Annotated in this window: 10 protein-coding genes; 5 read left to right on the top strand and 5 right to left on the bottom strand. The window is 64.8% G+C overall.

What is annotated here, in order from left to right; genetic code table 11:
- Positions 1-18: 18 nt before the first annotated feature.
- Positions 19-2,715 carry a UvrD-helicase domain-containing protein gene (locus CK221_RS20340; protein WP_095779022.1) on the bottom strand — a complete coding sequence of 899 codons (2,697 nt, stop codon included), beginning with the start codon at positions 2,713-2,715 and terminating at the stop codon, positions 19-21.
- A 182-nt stretch (positions 2,716-2,897) separates the two neighbouring features.
- On the opposite strand from CK221_RS20340, the gene CK221_RS20335 reads away from it, so the two are divergent.
- Positions 2,898-5,210, top strand: coding sequence for a glucose/quinate/shikimate family membrane-bound PQQ-dependent dehydrogenase (locus CK221_RS20335; protein ID WP_095779021.1), 2,313 nt, complete (start codon positions 2,898-2,900; stop codon positions 5,208-5,210).
- A 344-nt stretch (positions 5,211-5,554) separates the two neighbouring features.
- Positions 5,555-6,451, top strand: a complete 897-nt coding sequence (locus CK221_RS20330; protein ID WP_095779020.1) for a dienelactone hydrolase family protein — start codon at positions 5,555-5,557, stop codon at positions 6,449-6,451.
- A gap of 155 nt (positions 6,452-6,606) precedes the next feature.
- Here CK221_RS20330 and CK221_RS20325 read toward each other — a convergent pair whose 3' ends face one another.
- On the bottom strand, positions 6,607-7,521 hold the full coding sequence (locus tag CK221_RS20325; RefSeq protein ID WP_095779019.1) for a DMT family transporter: 915 nt from the start codon (positions 7,519-7,521) through the stop codon (positions 6,607-6,609).
- 88 nt (positions 7,522-7,609) lie between these two features.
- Here CK221_RS20325 and CK221_RS20320 point away from each other — a divergent pair, with 88 nt between their 5' ends.
- On the top strand, positions 7,610-8,086 hold the full coding sequence (locus tag CK221_RS20320; RefSeq protein WP_095779018.1) for an Lrp/AsnC family transcriptional regulator: 477 nt from the start codon (positions 7,610-7,612) through the stop codon (positions 8,084-8,086).
- Here CK221_RS20320 and CK221_RS20315 read toward each other — a convergent pair.
- Entirely contained in the window at positions 8,072-8,287 is a 216-nt protein-coding gene (locus CK221_RS20315) for a hypothetical protein (protein ID WP_066990849.1), read from the bottom strand. The genes CK221_RS20320 and CK221_RS20315 overlap by 15 nt on opposite strands.
- A gap of 145 nt (positions 8,288-8,432) precedes the next feature.
- Positions 8,433-8,918 (bottom strand): thioesterase family protein, encoded by a 486-nt coding sequence (locus CK221_RS20310; protein WP_095779017.1) that lies wholly within the window; start codon positions 8,916-8,918, stop codon positions 8,433-8,435.
- A 165-nt stretch (positions 8,919-9,083) separates the two neighbouring features.
- Here CK221_RS20310 and CK221_RS20305 point away from each other — a divergent pair, with 165 nt between their 5' ends.
- The gene (locus CK221_RS20305; protein ID WP_095779093.1) at positions 9,084-10,496 is read left to right on the top strand and encodes an FAD-linked oxidase C-terminal domain-containing protein; all 1,413 of its coding nucleotides are present in this window, start codon (positions 9,084-9,086) and stop codon (positions 10,494-10,496) included.
- Positions 10,497-10,584: 88 nt separating this feature from the next.
- Positions 10,585-14,550, top strand: a complete 3,966-nt coding sequence (locus tag CK221_RS20300; protein ID WP_095779016.1) for an AsmA family protein — start codon at positions 10,585-10,587, stop codon at positions 14,548-14,550.
- Between the two features lie 98 nt (positions 14,551-14,648).
- On the opposite strand, the gene CK221_RS20295 is transcribed toward CK221_RS20300, so the two are convergent.
- A complete protein-coding gene (locus tag CK221_RS20295) occupies positions 14,649-15,080 on the bottom strand; it encodes a helix-turn-helix domain-containing protein (RefSeq protein WP_095779015.1) in 432 nt (143 codons plus the stop codon).
- Positions 15,081-15,117 lie beyond the last annotated feature (37 nt).

Raw genomic sequence — 15,117 nt, 5'->3', positions numbered from 1 at the left:
TCCGTTGGCGGCCGCCGCTCAAACGCTGATGACAAACCCGTCCAGCACACGTTTCTGGCCGGCCTTGTCAAAGTCGATGGTCAGCTTGTTGCCGTCGATGGCGGCGATATTGCCGTTGCCGAATTTCTGGTGGAAGACGCGGTCGCCGAGCTTGAATGGCGAAGGTGTGTCGGCGACCGATTTGGCGACCAGCTCGCCTTCGATGGTGCGGCCTTTCACCGAGGTGCGGCCGGCGCCATAGCCGCTGTCGGTCTCGCCATAGCCGATGCGTTCGACCTGGTGGCCGGAGCGTGTGCCCCAGTTGCGGTCGGTCGCTTCGGTGCGGTTCGCCTGCGCGCGCTGCCAGCCGGGCGTCGCATAGGTGTTGGAGAAGCTGCCGGATTTTTCCGCACCGATATTGTCGAAGCGCGAAGCGCCGTAGGGATTCTGCCGGCCGCCGCCGCGGCCCGAGGCGAAGGAGCCGCCGCCATAGGGATTGCCGTAGCCGCCATAGGAATTGCCGCCGTCGGCGACATCGACATGGGCTTCCGGCAATTCATTGACGAAACGCGACGGAATGGTCGATTGCCACAGGCCGTGGATCTGGCGGTTTGAGACGAACCAGACGTGCAGGTTCTTTTTCGCGCGAGTCAGGCCGACATAGGCGAGGCGGCGTTCTTCCTCGAGGCCGGAGCGGCCGCCTTCGTCCAGCGCGCGCTGATGCGGGAACAGACCTTCCTCCCAGCCGGGCAAGAATACGGTCTCGAATTCAAGCCCTTTCGCCGAATGCAGCGTCATGATCGAGACCGCATCGAGCGATTCGCCCTGCTCGGCCTCCATGACCAGCGCGACATGCTCGAGGAAGGAACGCAGGGATTCATACTCCTCCATGGAGCGGATCAGTTCCTTGAGGTTCTCCAGCCGCCCGGGCGCTTCCGCCGAACGCTCGTTCTTCCACATGTCGGTGTAGCCGCTCTCCTCGAGGATGGTCTCGGCGAGCTCGGTGTGCGGCGTGGTCTCCAGCGCCTTCTGCCAGCGCTCGAAACTGGCCGCGACCTCGCGCAGCGCGGCGCGCGGCTTCGGCTTCAGCTCGTCGCTTTCGGCGAGCGTCGCCGCGGCCTCAAGCATCGGGATTTGCATGGCGCGCGCGGTGTCGTGGATCTGGCGGATGGTGGCTTCGCCGAGCCCGCGCTTCGGCACGTTGACAATGCGCTCGAAGGCAAGGTCGTCGCCGCTGTTGGCGACGACGCGGAAGAAGGCCAGCGCGTCGCGGATTTCCAACCGTTCGTAGAAGCGCGGACCGCCGATGACTCGGTAGCTCAAGCCGAGCGTGATGAAGCGGTCTTCGAAGGCGCGCATCTGGAAGGACGCGCGCACCAGGATCGCCATATCGTTGAGGTTGTGCTTTTGCCGCTGGTAGGCCTCGATCGCCTCGCCGATGGCGCGCGCCTCTTCCTCCGAATCCCAGGCGGCATGGACATGCACCTTATCGTCCTCGGGGTCGTTGCGGTCGGTGAACAGCGTCTTGCCGAAGCGGCCCTCATTGTGGGCGATAAGATGCGAAGCCGCACCCAGTATATGCGCGGTGGAGCGGTAGTTGCGCTCCAGCCTGATGATGGTGGCGCCGGGAAAATCCTTGTCGAAGCGCAGGATATTGTCGACCTCGGCGCCGCGCCAGCCATAGATCGACTGGTCGTCGTCGCCGACGCAGCAAATGTTGACAGTGGATTGACGCCGGTTTCCCTCCCCCTTGAGGGGAGGGTGGCCGGGTGAAGCCCGGTCGGGAGGGGTCCTCGCGGCAGTGCTCGACGCTCCGGCGCCTGATGACTGGGCGGCGCCTTCCGCGGCGACCCCCTCCGTCCGCTTCGCGGACACCTCCCCCTCAAGGGGGGAGGATTGCGGCCTCTGCGCCAACAGGCGCAGCCACATGTATTGCGCGGTGTTGGTGTCCTGGTACTCGTCGACCAGGATGTATTTGAACTTGCGGTGATAGTCCTTCAGCACGTCCGGATAGGCGCGGAAGATGCGGATCGGGTGATAGAGGAGATCGCCGAAGTCGCAGGAATTCAGCGTCTGCAGCCGCTCCTGATAGGCCTTGTAGAGCTGGCGCCCCTTGCCGTTGCCGAAGCTGCGCGCGTCGCCTTCCGGAATCTCGTCGGGGCCAAGGCCCTTGTTCTTCCAGTTGTCGATCATCTGCGCGAAGGTCTTGGCCGGCCAGCGCTTGTCGTCCAGATTTTCGGCCTGGATCAGCTGCTTGATCAGCCGCACCACGTCATCGGTATCGAGGATGGTGAAATCGGATTTCAATCCGGCAAGCTCGGCATGCCGGCGCAGCAGCTTGACGCCGATCGAGTGGAAGGTGCCGAGCCAGGGCATGCCCTCGACATTCTGCTCGCCGATCAGCAAGCCGATGCGCTGCTTCATCTCGCGCGCGGCCTTGTTGGTGAAGGTGACGGCGAGAATCTGCGAGGGAAAGGCCCTGCCGGTGGCAAGGATGTGGGCGATTCGCGTGGTGAGCACCCGCGTCTTGCCGGTGCCGGCGCCGGCCAGCACCAGAACCGGGCCTTCGGTCGTTTCAACAGCGAGCCGCTGTTCGGGATTGAGGCCGTTCAGATAATCGGGCGCACGGTTCTGCGCGTTGCGTGCGGCCATGGCGCGCGCGGCAAGGCCGGATGGGGCGGCGGGCCGCGCATTCGGTTCGTCAAAAAAGGGCATGTCTTCCGAAAAGCCGGACATCGCCCCCGAATGTAGTGATTCGGCAGCGAAAGGCCAGAAGTGTCTCCGTTTTGTTCTAGTTGTTCCTGTTCGGGGCCGCCTTGACAGGCGCAACTTGCGAGAGAAAGCTGCCAACAGGGCAGGGACGGCAAGCCGTTGCCTCAGAGGCGCCGCAAGCGCGCAACAGTCGAAGGAGTATCGTCTTGGCTGTCACCATCACCTCCCTCGTCCTTTTGCTTATCGGCCTGGTCCTCGGCGGCGGCGGCATCTGGCTGGTGACGTTGGGTGGCAGCTGGTACTACCTGATTGCCGGACTGGCCTTCCTGATCACCGCCTGGCTCGTTTTCCGCCGCAGATCGACAGGGCTCTGGCTCTATGCCGCGATCGTGCTCGCCTCGCTCTGCTGGGCGGTGTGGGAAACCGGCTTTGATTGGTGGCAGCTCGGCCCGCGCGGCGGCATCATCGTTCTCATCGCGCTCTGGCTGCTGACGCCATGGGCCAGGCGGGGATTCACCGGTCCGGACGGACGCGCTCCGCTCATCCTGGCGGTGCTCGCATCGCTTGCAGTGGCCGGCTATTCGATGACCGCCGATCCGAAGGACATCGGCGGCACGCTCAACACCGATAAGGTGACGCCGACGGCCAATCTCGGCGGCGACATGCCGGCGGGCGAATGGCATTTCTACGGCCGCACGCCGTTCGGCCAGCGTTACTCGCCGCTCGCTCAGATCACGCCGGACAATGTCGCCAAGCTGCAGCCGGCCTGGACCTACCGCACCGGCGACATGAAGGGTCCGGACGACATCGGTGAGACGACCTATCAGGTAACGCCACTCAAGGTCGGTGATGCGCTCTACATCTGCACGCCCCACAATTTCGCCATCGCGATCGATGCCGCGACCGGCAAGGAGAAATGGCGCTACGACCCGAAGATCAAGCTCGATCCCAACCGCCAGCACCAGACCTGCCGCGGAGTTTCCTATTACGCCGATGCGAAGATCGCGGCGGGCCAGCCCTGCGCGGCACGCATCTACCTGCCGACTTCGGACGCCCGGCTGATCGCTCTCGATGCCGCGAACGGGCAAGTTTGTCCGTCCTTCGCCGAAGGCGGCACGCTGAACCTGATGGCCAACATGCCCTTTCCGAAGTCGGGCTGTTACTATTCGACCTCGGCGCCGCTCATCCTCGCCGGCAAGATCATCGTCGGCGGCGCGGTCAACGACAATTATTCGACCGAGGAGCCGTCGGGCGTCATCCGCGCCTATGACGCGGGCACCGGCGCGCTGTTGTGGAATTGGGATTCCGGCAAACCGGATCAGACGACGCCGCTGCCGGCGGGGCAGAACTACACCAACAACTCGCCCAACATGTGGTCAACGGCGAGCGCCGACGAGAAGCTTGGCCTGCTCTACCTGCCGCTCGGCAACCAGACGCCCGACCAGCTCGGCATGGGCCGCAGCGCCGATGTCGAAAAATTCTCCTCCTCGATCACTGCGCTCGACCTCAACACCGGACAGTTGCGCTGGGTGCGCCAGACGGTGCATCACGACCTGTGGGACATGGACGTGCCGGCGCAGCCGACGCTGGTCGACATCACGACGGGGAGCGGCGTGGTGCCGGCACTGGTAGGGCCGACCAAGCAGGGCGATCTTTATGTGCTCGATCGGCGCACTGGCGAACCGATCATTCCGGTGAAGGAAGTGCCGGCACCGGGCGGAGCGATCGAAGGCGACCATACCTCGCCGACGCAGCCGTCCTCCGACCTGTCGTTCAACCCGAAGCCGCTGACCGGCGCCGACATGTGGGGGATCACCATGTTCGATCAGCTGGCGTGTCGGATCGAACTGAAGAGACTGCGTTACGAGGGACGCTACACGCCGCCCTCGCTGCAGGGCACGCTGGTCTATCCCGGCAATTTCGGTGTGTTCAACTGGGGCGGCGTCGCGGTCGACCCGGTGCGACAGGTGATGTTCGGCATGCCGACTTATCTCGCTTTCACGTCGAAACTCATTCCGCGCGCGGACGTGCCGCCGCCCGGCGACACCAAGGGCAGCGAGCAAGGGCTCAACCGCAATGAGGGCGCGCCTTACGCGGTGGTGATGGGGCCATTCCTGTCGCCACTCGGCATTCCCTGTCAGGCGCCGCCCTGGGGCTATGTCGCCGGCGTCGACCTGAGAACCGGCCAGATCGCCTACAAGCATCGCAACGGCACCGTCTACGACATGACGCCGCTGCCCCTGCCGCTCAAGGTCGGCGTTCCAGGCATCGGCGGGCCGATGATCACGGCCGGTGGCGTTGCCTTCCTCGGGGCCGCGGTCGACGACTATCTGCGCGCATATGACCTTACGACGGGCAAGCAGCTCTGGCGCGCGAGGCTGCCGGCCGGCGGCCAGTCGACACCGATGACCTACACCGTCGCCGACGGCCGCCAGTTCGTGGTCATTGTCGCCGGCGGCCACGGTTCGGTCGGCACCAAGCCGGGCGACTATGTGATGGCTTACACGCTGCCCAAGTAGACGAGGACATCCAATCGCGCCGGCCTTTTCGCCGACCACGCCGCCAAGCGCTCCCTGCAGCGACGACAGCCGCCGCCTGAGCCAAGGCGTTGCGCCAGCGGCCATCACGTTCCCGGCATTCCCCTTTTTGCCGTTCGGACCGGGCGGGGCCGCTCCGCAGTTTCCCATCCCAATGTGACAGCACCATCAACGTTTTCGGAAATGACCAAAATGTGATGGATGCAGAAGCCACCGGCAATCGTCATTGGTCGAAGTTGGGTCCGAGGGCCGCCGCCGCCGGCGGATGACTGGACCGTGCGCGTTCTAACCCTATCTTGCGCGTCAAACAGTCGTCGAGGAGAGCCATGACCGAACCTGCCGCCAAGCCTGTCGTCACGCAGCCCATCATCACTCAGGCGATGATCGATGCCTATGACGAATATACGCATCTGACGCTGGACCGGCGGCGCTTCATGGAGCAATTGACCCGGCTCGCTGGATCGGGGGCCGCCGCGATCGCGCCGATGCTGGCTGCGAATTCGGCCAAGGCGGCGATCGTCGCCGAGAACGATCCGAGGGTGAAGGGCGAGGACATCACCTATCCCGGCAGCCGCGGCGAGATGAAGGGCTATCTGGTCAAGCCGGCGAACCAGTCCGGCAAACTCGGCACTGTGATCGTCGTCCATGAGAACCGGGGGCTCAATGCGCATATCCGCGACGTCGCCCGGCGCGTGGCGCTGGAAGGCTTCGTCGCGCTGGCGCCGGACTTCCTGTCGCCGCTCGGCGGCACTCCCGCCGACGAGGACAAGGCGCGCGACATGTTCAGCAAGCTCGATGCTGCCCAAGTCGCGGCCGACGGCGTAGCGACGGTCGCCTATCTCAAGACTTACCAAGACAGCAACGGCAAGGTCGGCGCGGTCGGCTTCTGCTGGGGTGGCGGCACGGTGAACACGCTCGCCGTCAATGCGCCGGACCTCAGCGCCGGCGTCGCCTATTACGGCATGCAGCCGAAGGCCGAGGATGTGCCGAAGATCAAGGCGGCGCTGCTGCTGCATTATGCCGGGCTGGACGAGCGCATCAATGCCGGCATCGACGCCTACAAGAAGGCGCTCGACGCCGCGCATATCGAATACACCGTCTATGTCTATGACGGCGTCAACCACGCCTTCAACAACGACACCTCGGCCGCGCGCTACGACAAGAAGGCGGCCGATCTGGCCTGGGGGAGGACGCTCGCCTTCCTTAAGGAGAAACTGGCCTGAGGTGTGTTGATATTCAGGTGAGCCCGGCCTGCGAATGGCGGCTTCCTGCGCTTCCGGTGCTCACGTACTTCAAAGTACGCTCCGCTCCGGTTCTCGGAATCCACCATTCTCGGCTCGGCCTGACCTGAATCTCAACACACCTCGACGGCGGCGGATCACTCCGGCGCCGGCTTGTGCATGGCGACGCCCGCCACAACCAGCGCGATCCCGAGGCAATCGGTGAGGCTCGGAACCTGCCTGAGCACGACGACGCCGATCAGGGTCGCGGTGAGCGGCAAGAGCGATAGCATGAGCGCGAAGCTCGCGCGCGGCAGCCGCGCCATGGCGAGCTGGTCGCAAATGTAGGGGATGACCGAGGAGCAGATGCCGACGCCGATACCGGCGATCATCAGTTGCGGCGCCGAGAAGGCTGGCAGCGCCTCGATGAGGCCGACCGGCAGCACGACGAGGAAGGCGATCGCCATGGCGGTGCCGAGGCCGGCGACGCCGAGGCCTGTCCGGGCGATGCGGTGGCCCAAAACGATATAGCCGATGAACAGCGCGCCGTTGAGAAAAGCCCAGAACAGGCCGACGGATTCGCTCGACCATTTGACATCGATCAACAGCAACGTTCCGGCGACAGCGATGGCGAGCGCCGCGAAATTGCGCGGGCTTCTGAGGCCGACCAGCGCGACGCCAATAGTGCCGACGAATTCGATCGCGGCGACCAGCGAGATCGGCAGGCGGTCTAGAGCCAGATAGAAGGCGCAGTTCATCACCGCCAGGCAGGCGCCGAAGGCCAACAGCAGCAGGCGGGCCGAGCGGTCGGCGCGCGCGAAAACCGTCCATGGCCTGGTAAGCGGCGCGAAGACGAGCGCGGCCGTGGCGATGCGCAGCCAGGCCATGCCGAGCACGCCGACCTGAGCGAACAGCAGCACGGCGAAGGCCGGCCCGAGATAGTGGAAGATCGCGCTGACGCAGAACCAGACATGCGGCGGCAGCGCATCGGCCAGTCCGGCGAGGGCAGGGCGTGCAGCGTCGGTGTCGCTGCCGGCCCGGTTTGTCGGACGAACTTGCGCTTCAGAATTCATAAGGTCATTATCGCAGGCGAACTTCGCGACTTATATGGATGATGCACGGTTTCGATCACCGTTCACCTTCTGAAGAAAAGAGAATTATTTGAAACGCCTTCGAAATGAAAATGGCGAGCTGGATGCGGCGGACCTGAAGATCCTGCGACTCCTGGAAAAGGATGCGCGCGCCAGCACGGCGGAGCTGGCGCGCGCCGTCGGGCTCTCGGCGCCGAGCGTGGCCGAACGCATTCGCAAGCTGCAGGAGAATGGCGTGATTGAAGCCTATACGGTGAAGATCAATCCGGCGGCGCTCGGCATGAAGCTGTCGGCATGGCTGCGAATCCGGCCGGTCCCGGGGCAGCTTGCCGTCGTGGCCGGCATCATCCGCGACCTGCCGGAAATCGCCCAATGCGACCGGGTGACCGGCGAGGATTGCTTCATCGCGCTCGCGCATGTCGGCTCGGTGGCCGAGTTGGAGCGGGTGATCGACAAAATTATTCCATATGCGATGACCAACACCGCCATCATACAGTCGTCGCCGGTCGAGGCGCGCTCGCCGCTTGGCAATTTAAGGGAGCGCTGAAGGCTCAGTGTGACCGCGTCTCATACGCGCCTGCTTGAGAATCGCGCGCCAGCGGATCATGTCGAAGGGGATGGGCTCGTTGTTGTTGGCGATGTGGAAGATCTCGTTGTTGACGTTCTTCAACGATCGCCAGAAATCATAGTCGGTGATGCGCGGATCGGCCGCCAACCGCTCCACTTCGACCTTGATGTCGGTTTTCATGCACTGTCCTCGCACCGCATTCCGCCTGCCGCCCGCGCGTAAACCCGGTGCGGCGGTTTTCGAACGCGCCACTGAGTCGTTCAACAGACTCAATCGGCTTGTTCACGTTAAAACCTTGGTAAGGTTAACGCGGGTGTGCGGGTTTTCAAGCGCTCTTGCGTTTGATGCCGATCGAACGGCCGGCACGCTCCGGCATCGGCAACGCGGCGTGGGCGGCGCGCATGGCTTCAACCTGTGCCATCACATCGGCCGGGAAGGGAGCGACCCTCGGCCCGGCCATGTCGACATGCAGCGCAAGCTGCTCGGACGTCGCGGCCAGCCAGCCATCGACGTGGCGAATCTCCTGATAGGCCCTCAGCCGCTTCTCGTCGTGGTCGATGAGCTGGAACGAGACCTTCACCTTGTGGTCGAGGTGAAGCTCCTGCACGTAGCAGACATGGACTTCCGCGGTGTAGATGGTGAGGCGGCGATCCTTGGCATAGTTCGGTCCCATGCCCATCAGCTCGAACGCTTCGTCCGAGCAGCGGTCGAACAGCACGTTGTAATAGGCCATGTTGAGATGGCCGTTATAGTCGATCCAGTCCTTCTCGATCGCCATCGGGCTGGAAATGATCGGCGCGGGCATCGTCATCTGGCTTTCCTTGATCGTCGCTGGACAGGGCCTGGCTGGTGAGGTTCACTTTTGTTCTGGCGCAATTCCGCACGGAAACCGCTTCACTCTTTTCCTGGAATTGCTTTAGGCATCATCCATAGCTGCATTACAAGAGTGGCCGCTGGTCCATTCGCGGAGGAATTCATGGCTTTGAGCGACCTCAACCCCGTCGAGCGCAACGAGGAAGGCATCGCCGCCGTGCTCGGCATCCTCAAGCAGCGGTTCGGCGAGCGTTTTCAGACCGGCGAGGCGATCCGCGACCAGCATGCGCACACCACCACCTACATCCCTACCCAGGCGCCGGACGGCGTCGTCTTCGCCGAAACCAAGCCGGAGGTGCAGGAGATCGTGCGCACCTGCGCCGCGCATCGTGTGCCGGTCATTGCCTTCGGCGTCGGCTCCTCGCTCGAGGGCCACACCAATGCGCCGGGCGGAGGCATCTCCATCGACACCTCTCGCATGAACCGCATCCTCTCGGTCAATCCGCAGGATCTCGACTGCACGGTCGAGCCCGGAGTGACACGCGAGGATCTCAACCGCCATTTGCGCGACACCGGCCTGTTCTTCCCGATCGACCCCGGCGCCAATGCCTCGCTGGGCGGCATGGCGGCAACACGGGCGTCGGGCACCAATGCCGTGCGCTACGGCACGATGCGCGAGAACGTGCTGTCGCTGACGGCGGTGATGGCCGACGGCGAGGCAGTGACGACCGGCAAGCGGGCAAAGAAAAGCTCGGCCGGCTACGACTTGACGCGGCTCTTGGTCGGCTCGGAAGGCACGCTCGGCATCATCACAGCACTGACGCTCAGGCTGCAGGGCATTCCGCAGGCGATCTCCGGCGGCGTCTGCCCGTTCCCGACCTTGGAGGCCGCATGCAACGCAGTGATAGCGACCATTCAGATGGGCATCCCAGTGGCGCGCATCGAACTGGTCAACGCGCTGCAGATGCGGGCGATGAAGAATTATTCGAAGCTCGACTACCCCGAGAGCCCGTGCCTTTTCGTCGAATTTCACGGCAGCGACGCCGGTGTCGCCGAACAGGCCGAGACTTTCGGCATGATCGCCGAGGAGAATGGCGGCGGACCGTTCCTGTGGACCAGCGTCGCCGAGGAGCGGACGAAGCTCTGGAAGGCGCGGCACGACGCCTACTGGTCGTCGCTGACGCTGCGTCCCGGTGCCAAGGGGCTTTCGACCGATGTCTGCGTGCCGATCTCCCGGCTTGCCGAATGCGTCACCGAGACCGAAGCCGACATTGCCGAAATGGGCCTGATCGCGCCGATCGTCGGGCACGCCGGCGACGGCAATTTCCACGTGCTGGTGCTGATGGATGTCGACAGCCCGCAGGAGATCGCACTCGCTGAAAAATTCGTCGCGCGGCTCAACATGCGGGCGATCGCCATGGAAGGCACCTGCACCGGCGAGCACGGCATCGGCCAGGGCAAGGTCGGCTTCCTGCGCCATGAGCTCGGCCATGGCGTTGACGTCATGCGCACGATCAAGCAGGCGCTCGATCCGCTGAACATCATGAACCCCGGCAAGATCTTGCCGAGAGCCTAGACGCCGAGGGTTGCAGCCGAATTGCCTCTTTATCGCCGCGCGGATGCGGGTAGAGTGCGGCTGACTTTAATCCTAGGCTTTGGGGCCGATGCTCGCTCGCCTGTTCGTGATCTTCGGTGGCCTGTTCGTGCTGGTGCTGTGCGCGGCGCTGGTGGTGCCGTATTTCATCGACTGGACCGGCTACCGCGCCGATTTCGAGCGCGAGGCGAGCACCATCCTCGGCCGCAAGGTGACCGTGAAAGGCGACGCGACCGCGCGGCTCTTGCCATTCCCTTCGGTGACCTTCTCCAATGTCGAGGTCGCAGGCGGCCCTGGCGGACAGCCGGCGATGACGATGGAGACCTTCTCCATGGACGCGGAGCTGGCGCCGTTCCTGCGCGGCGAACTGCTGATCTTCGACATGCGGCTGGTGCATCCGAAGGCGACCATCGATGTTGCCGGCGACGGCACGGTCGACTGGGCGATCCGGCCGTCGACGCCCTTCGATCCCGGACAGATCGCGATCGAGAAGCTGACGGTGACCGAAGGGCAGATCGAATTGCGCCATGCCGCCGGCGGGCGCAGCCATTTCATCTCCGAGATCAACTCGACCGTTTCGGCAAAGTCGCTCGCCGGCCCGTGGCGGATGGACGGCTCGCTGCGCTTCGACGGCCTGCGCACGGAAGTCTCGGCCTCAACCGGCAGAACGGAAGCCGACGGCCAGATGCGGGTCAGACTCAAAGCTGACCCGGATGCCTATCCGCTCATCATCGAGACGGACGGCAATGCCGGCATCGTCAAAGGCGCGGCGGTCTATTCCGGTCAGTTCAAAGTTTCGGCCTCTGACAAGAATGGGGCCGACAGGAGCTCGGCCGAATTGCGCGGCACTGATGGCGAGCCCGTGAAGGTCAGCGCCGGCAAGCCCGATCCCGGCTTCCGGCTGAACGGCAAATTCGCGCTCGACCATCAGAAGCTCGGCGTCGATGAATTCCGCTTCGAGACCGGACCGCTCGACAACCCCTATACCGCCGACGGCAAGGCCTCGGTCGATCTCGGCCTGAAACCGCATTTTTCGATCGAAGCGAGCGGCGCGCAGGTGCAGTTCGACGAGGCGGTGGGCGCATCCGCAGGTGCCGGATTGACGCTCGACCAGCGTATCGCGGCTTTCGAGCAGACGCTTCAGCACATGCCGAAGCCGACAATACCGGGCACGGTCGAGGTCAGGCTCCCGGCGGTGGTGGCGGGCGATACCACGGTTCGCGACGTGCGGCTCTCGGCGGAGCCGGCCGAAGGCGGCTGGTCGGTGAAGTCGCTCGCCGCGACACTGCCGGGCCGGGCGACGCTTGAAGCCGACGGCATGCTGAACGTCGAGGACCATTTCGGCTTCACCGGATCCCTGCTGCTTGCCGTCGGACAGCCGTCCGGTTTCGCCGCCTGGCTGTCGAAGGATGTCGACGACGCGATCCGCCGTCTGCCGGCGGCGGGCTTCAAGGCCAAGGTCGATCTCAGCGAGAACCGGCAGTCGTTCAGCGACCTCGAGCTGATCCTCGGCAAGGCGAAATTTTCCGGCCGCATCGATTCCAGCCAGCCCGATGGCGCCAGGCCCTCGGTGCTGATGCAGCTGGAGGGCGGCGAGCTCGACGTCGATGGGCTGGCGGCCTTCGCCTCGATCTTTGTCAGCGACAAGGGCGCCAACCGCTTCTCCGACCGCGACCTCGATTTCCAGATCAAGGCGGGCCCGGTCAGCGCCGCCGGGCTGACCGCCGATACAGTTGATACGGCGTTGAGGCTGCGCGAGGGCCTGCTCGAGATCGACCGGCTCTCGGTCGGAGGGCTCGCCGGCGCCTCGATCAGCGCCACCGGGCGCATCAAGGATTTTCCGGAAAGCCCGACCGGCAAGCTCGACGCATCCGTGGTGGCCGTCGATCTCAAGCCGCTCATAGATGTCGCAGCCCAGCATTATCCGGACAATCAGGTTCTGAAAGGCCTGGCTGCCCGTGCTGCTGCCTATCCGGAGCTGTTCCAGGACGCCCGGATCGACCTGGTGACAAGTGCCGCCGACAATGGCGACGGCACCACCGGACTCGCGCTCTCCGCGCAAGGCAAGGCCGGCGGTTCCGCCTTCTCGGCTTCGCTTTCGGGCAGGGGGACGCGGGATCGGCTTCCCGATGCGCCGGTGTCGATCACCTTCAATGCCAGGAACGAGAACGCCGCTACGCTGCTTGCACTCTACGGCCTGCCGGCGCTGCCGCTCGGCATGCTTGGACAGGCCACCACCGATATCACGGCCAGAGGCTCGCTGGGCGGCGGTCTGGCAACCAGCTTCAACCTGACGGCCGACGATTTCAGGGCGAGCTTTGACGGGACCATAGCCGAGACAGGGCAAGGCGCCACCGCCAAGGGCAAGGTCAATCTCGACGCCGCCGATATCGAGCCATGGCTGATGACGACAGGTGTCGGGCTGCCCGGCATGGGCACCGGCACGTCGGCTTCGCTCGCCAGCGATGCCGACTTCGGCAATGGGCTTCTGGTGCTGAGCGGGCTCAGCGGCGCCGTCAACAAGGCGACTGTGTCCGGCGACGTCAACGCCGACATGAAGGACGGACTGCCGCATCTTGCCGGCGCGCTGGCGCTCGATGAGCTCGACCTCGATCCGCTGGCGGTTTCGTTGTTCGGCGACCAGTCCTTCCTCGCCGGGAAGGACGGTGGCTGGCCGACGACGCCGTTCAGCCGGAAATCGACCCTGCCGTTCAGCGCCGATCTCGACCTCAACACGGCGGCCCTTGCCGCCGGACCGTTCGCGACCGCGCATGACGCGACGCTGTCGCTGAAGCTCGACCGGGAAGGCATCCGTGTCTCGGACCTCAAAGCCAAGCTCTATGAGGGCACGCTGACCGGCCTGTTCGAGCTCAAGAACACGGACGGCACCGGCCTGTTATCGGGTCAGTTGAAGCTGGCGGGCAGTGATCTTACCGCAGTGCTGCCTGGCGCCGGAATCAGCGGCAGCGGCGACATTTCGGCCGCGCTGTCGACCAGCGGCAAGTCTGTCGATGCGATGATCGCTGCCCTGTCAGGGTCCGGCACGGCCGCGCTGAAGGGACTGACCATCGCCGGCATCAATCCCGATGCTTTTGCCCCCGTCATCGCCAAGGCCGATGCAATCGGACGCGACATCGATGCCGCCAAGACCGCCGGCTTCGCGCCTGAGATCGCCGGACAGGGAAGTTTCGCGGCCGGCAACACCGATATCCCCTTCACAGTTGCCAATGGCACGCTGCGGGCGCCGCCGATCAGCCTCGACAATCCGGCGGCGACGCTGTCTGCGGACGTCACCGCCGACCTCGATACGAGCACGGTGGCCGCCAAGGGGGCGATCACCTATCGGCCGGGCGACGAGGCGCTGGTCGGTTCCGAACCGGCTGTGAATTTCAACCTTGCAGGCCAGATCGGGGCGACGTCGCTCCAGTTCGACAGTGCGCCGCTGGCGCAGTTCCTGACCCAGCGCGCGCTGGAGAAGGAGCAGCAGCGCGTCGAGGCGATGCAGGCGACGCTGCTCGAGAAGCAGAGGCTGCGGCGCGAGGTGCGCTACTACGCTGCGCTGCAGACGGAGCGCGACCGGGCGGCCGAGGAACGGCGCCGGCAAGAGGAAGAGGCGCGGCAGAAAGCCGAGGCTGAAGCCAGGGCGAAAGCCGAAGCGGAGGCGCAAGCGAAGGCAGAAGCCGAGGCGCAAGCCAAAGCGGAAGCAGAGGCAAGGGCAAAAGCGGAAGCCGAGGCCAAGGCTCAGGCCGAGGCCGAGGCGCGGGCCAAGGCCGAGGCTGATGCGCAAGCAGAGGCGGAAGCCGACGCCAAGGCAAAGGCCGAACAACAGGCCGCAGCGGCGAAAGCCCAGGCCGAGGCGGATCGCAGGCGTGCCGAGCAGGCGAGGCTCGAAGCTGAACGCAGGGCGGCTGAGCAGGCGCCAAAAGTCGACCAGTCGCTTCCCGGCGTCAACGACGGTTCCGTTCCAGAGCCGCCGAAGCCCAAGTCCAATCCGTTCACGATCGACAACCTCCTGAAGTCGCTGGACGGCGGTTGAAACCCATTATCCCAGGAAAACTGCATAGCGGTTCCGCCCGGAATCGCGGGCGAACAAAACACCCAAGACGTCGCGAAGGACAGCGCTGGATGTAGCGCTCAAACCGGCTCGTGCCGCGAAAGCAGGCGCTTGAGCATAGGCTCGATGCGGGCAAGCTCGTCGAGATGGGCGGCCGACAATTCGGCGAGACGGTCGTCGGCGAGCGGGGTAAGTTGCAGCAGGACGCGGCGGTGGTCCGCCTTGTCTTGATCCCGCGCGACCAAGCCGGCCTCGCTCAGCCGATTCACCAGTTCGACGGCGCTGTGGTGGCGGATGCGCAACCGCTCCGCCAGATCGCCCACTGCCACCGGCCCGCCGCCGGGATAGCCCTTGATCGCCAGCAGCGCCTGGTGCTGGCGCGGGGTCAAGCCCGCCTCATTCGCCTGCAACTGGCTGAATTCGAGGAAGCGGCGGATCAGGTAGCGGAACTCCGAAAGCCGCTGATAGTCGGCCTGGCTGATGGCGGGACGTGGTTTCTTCGGGTGCGTCATGCCACGACTTATCGCCCTTTCCGGCCAAAGCTCAACT

The organism is Mesorhizobium sp. WSM3868, from assembly GCF_002294785.1.
Classification (GTDB): Bacteria; Pseudomonadota; Alphaproteobacteria; order Rhizobiales; family Rhizobiaceae; genus Mesorhizobium.
The sequence above is the reverse complement of the archived record's forward strand: the minus strand, read 5'-3'. Positions and strand labels throughout refer to the sequence as shown.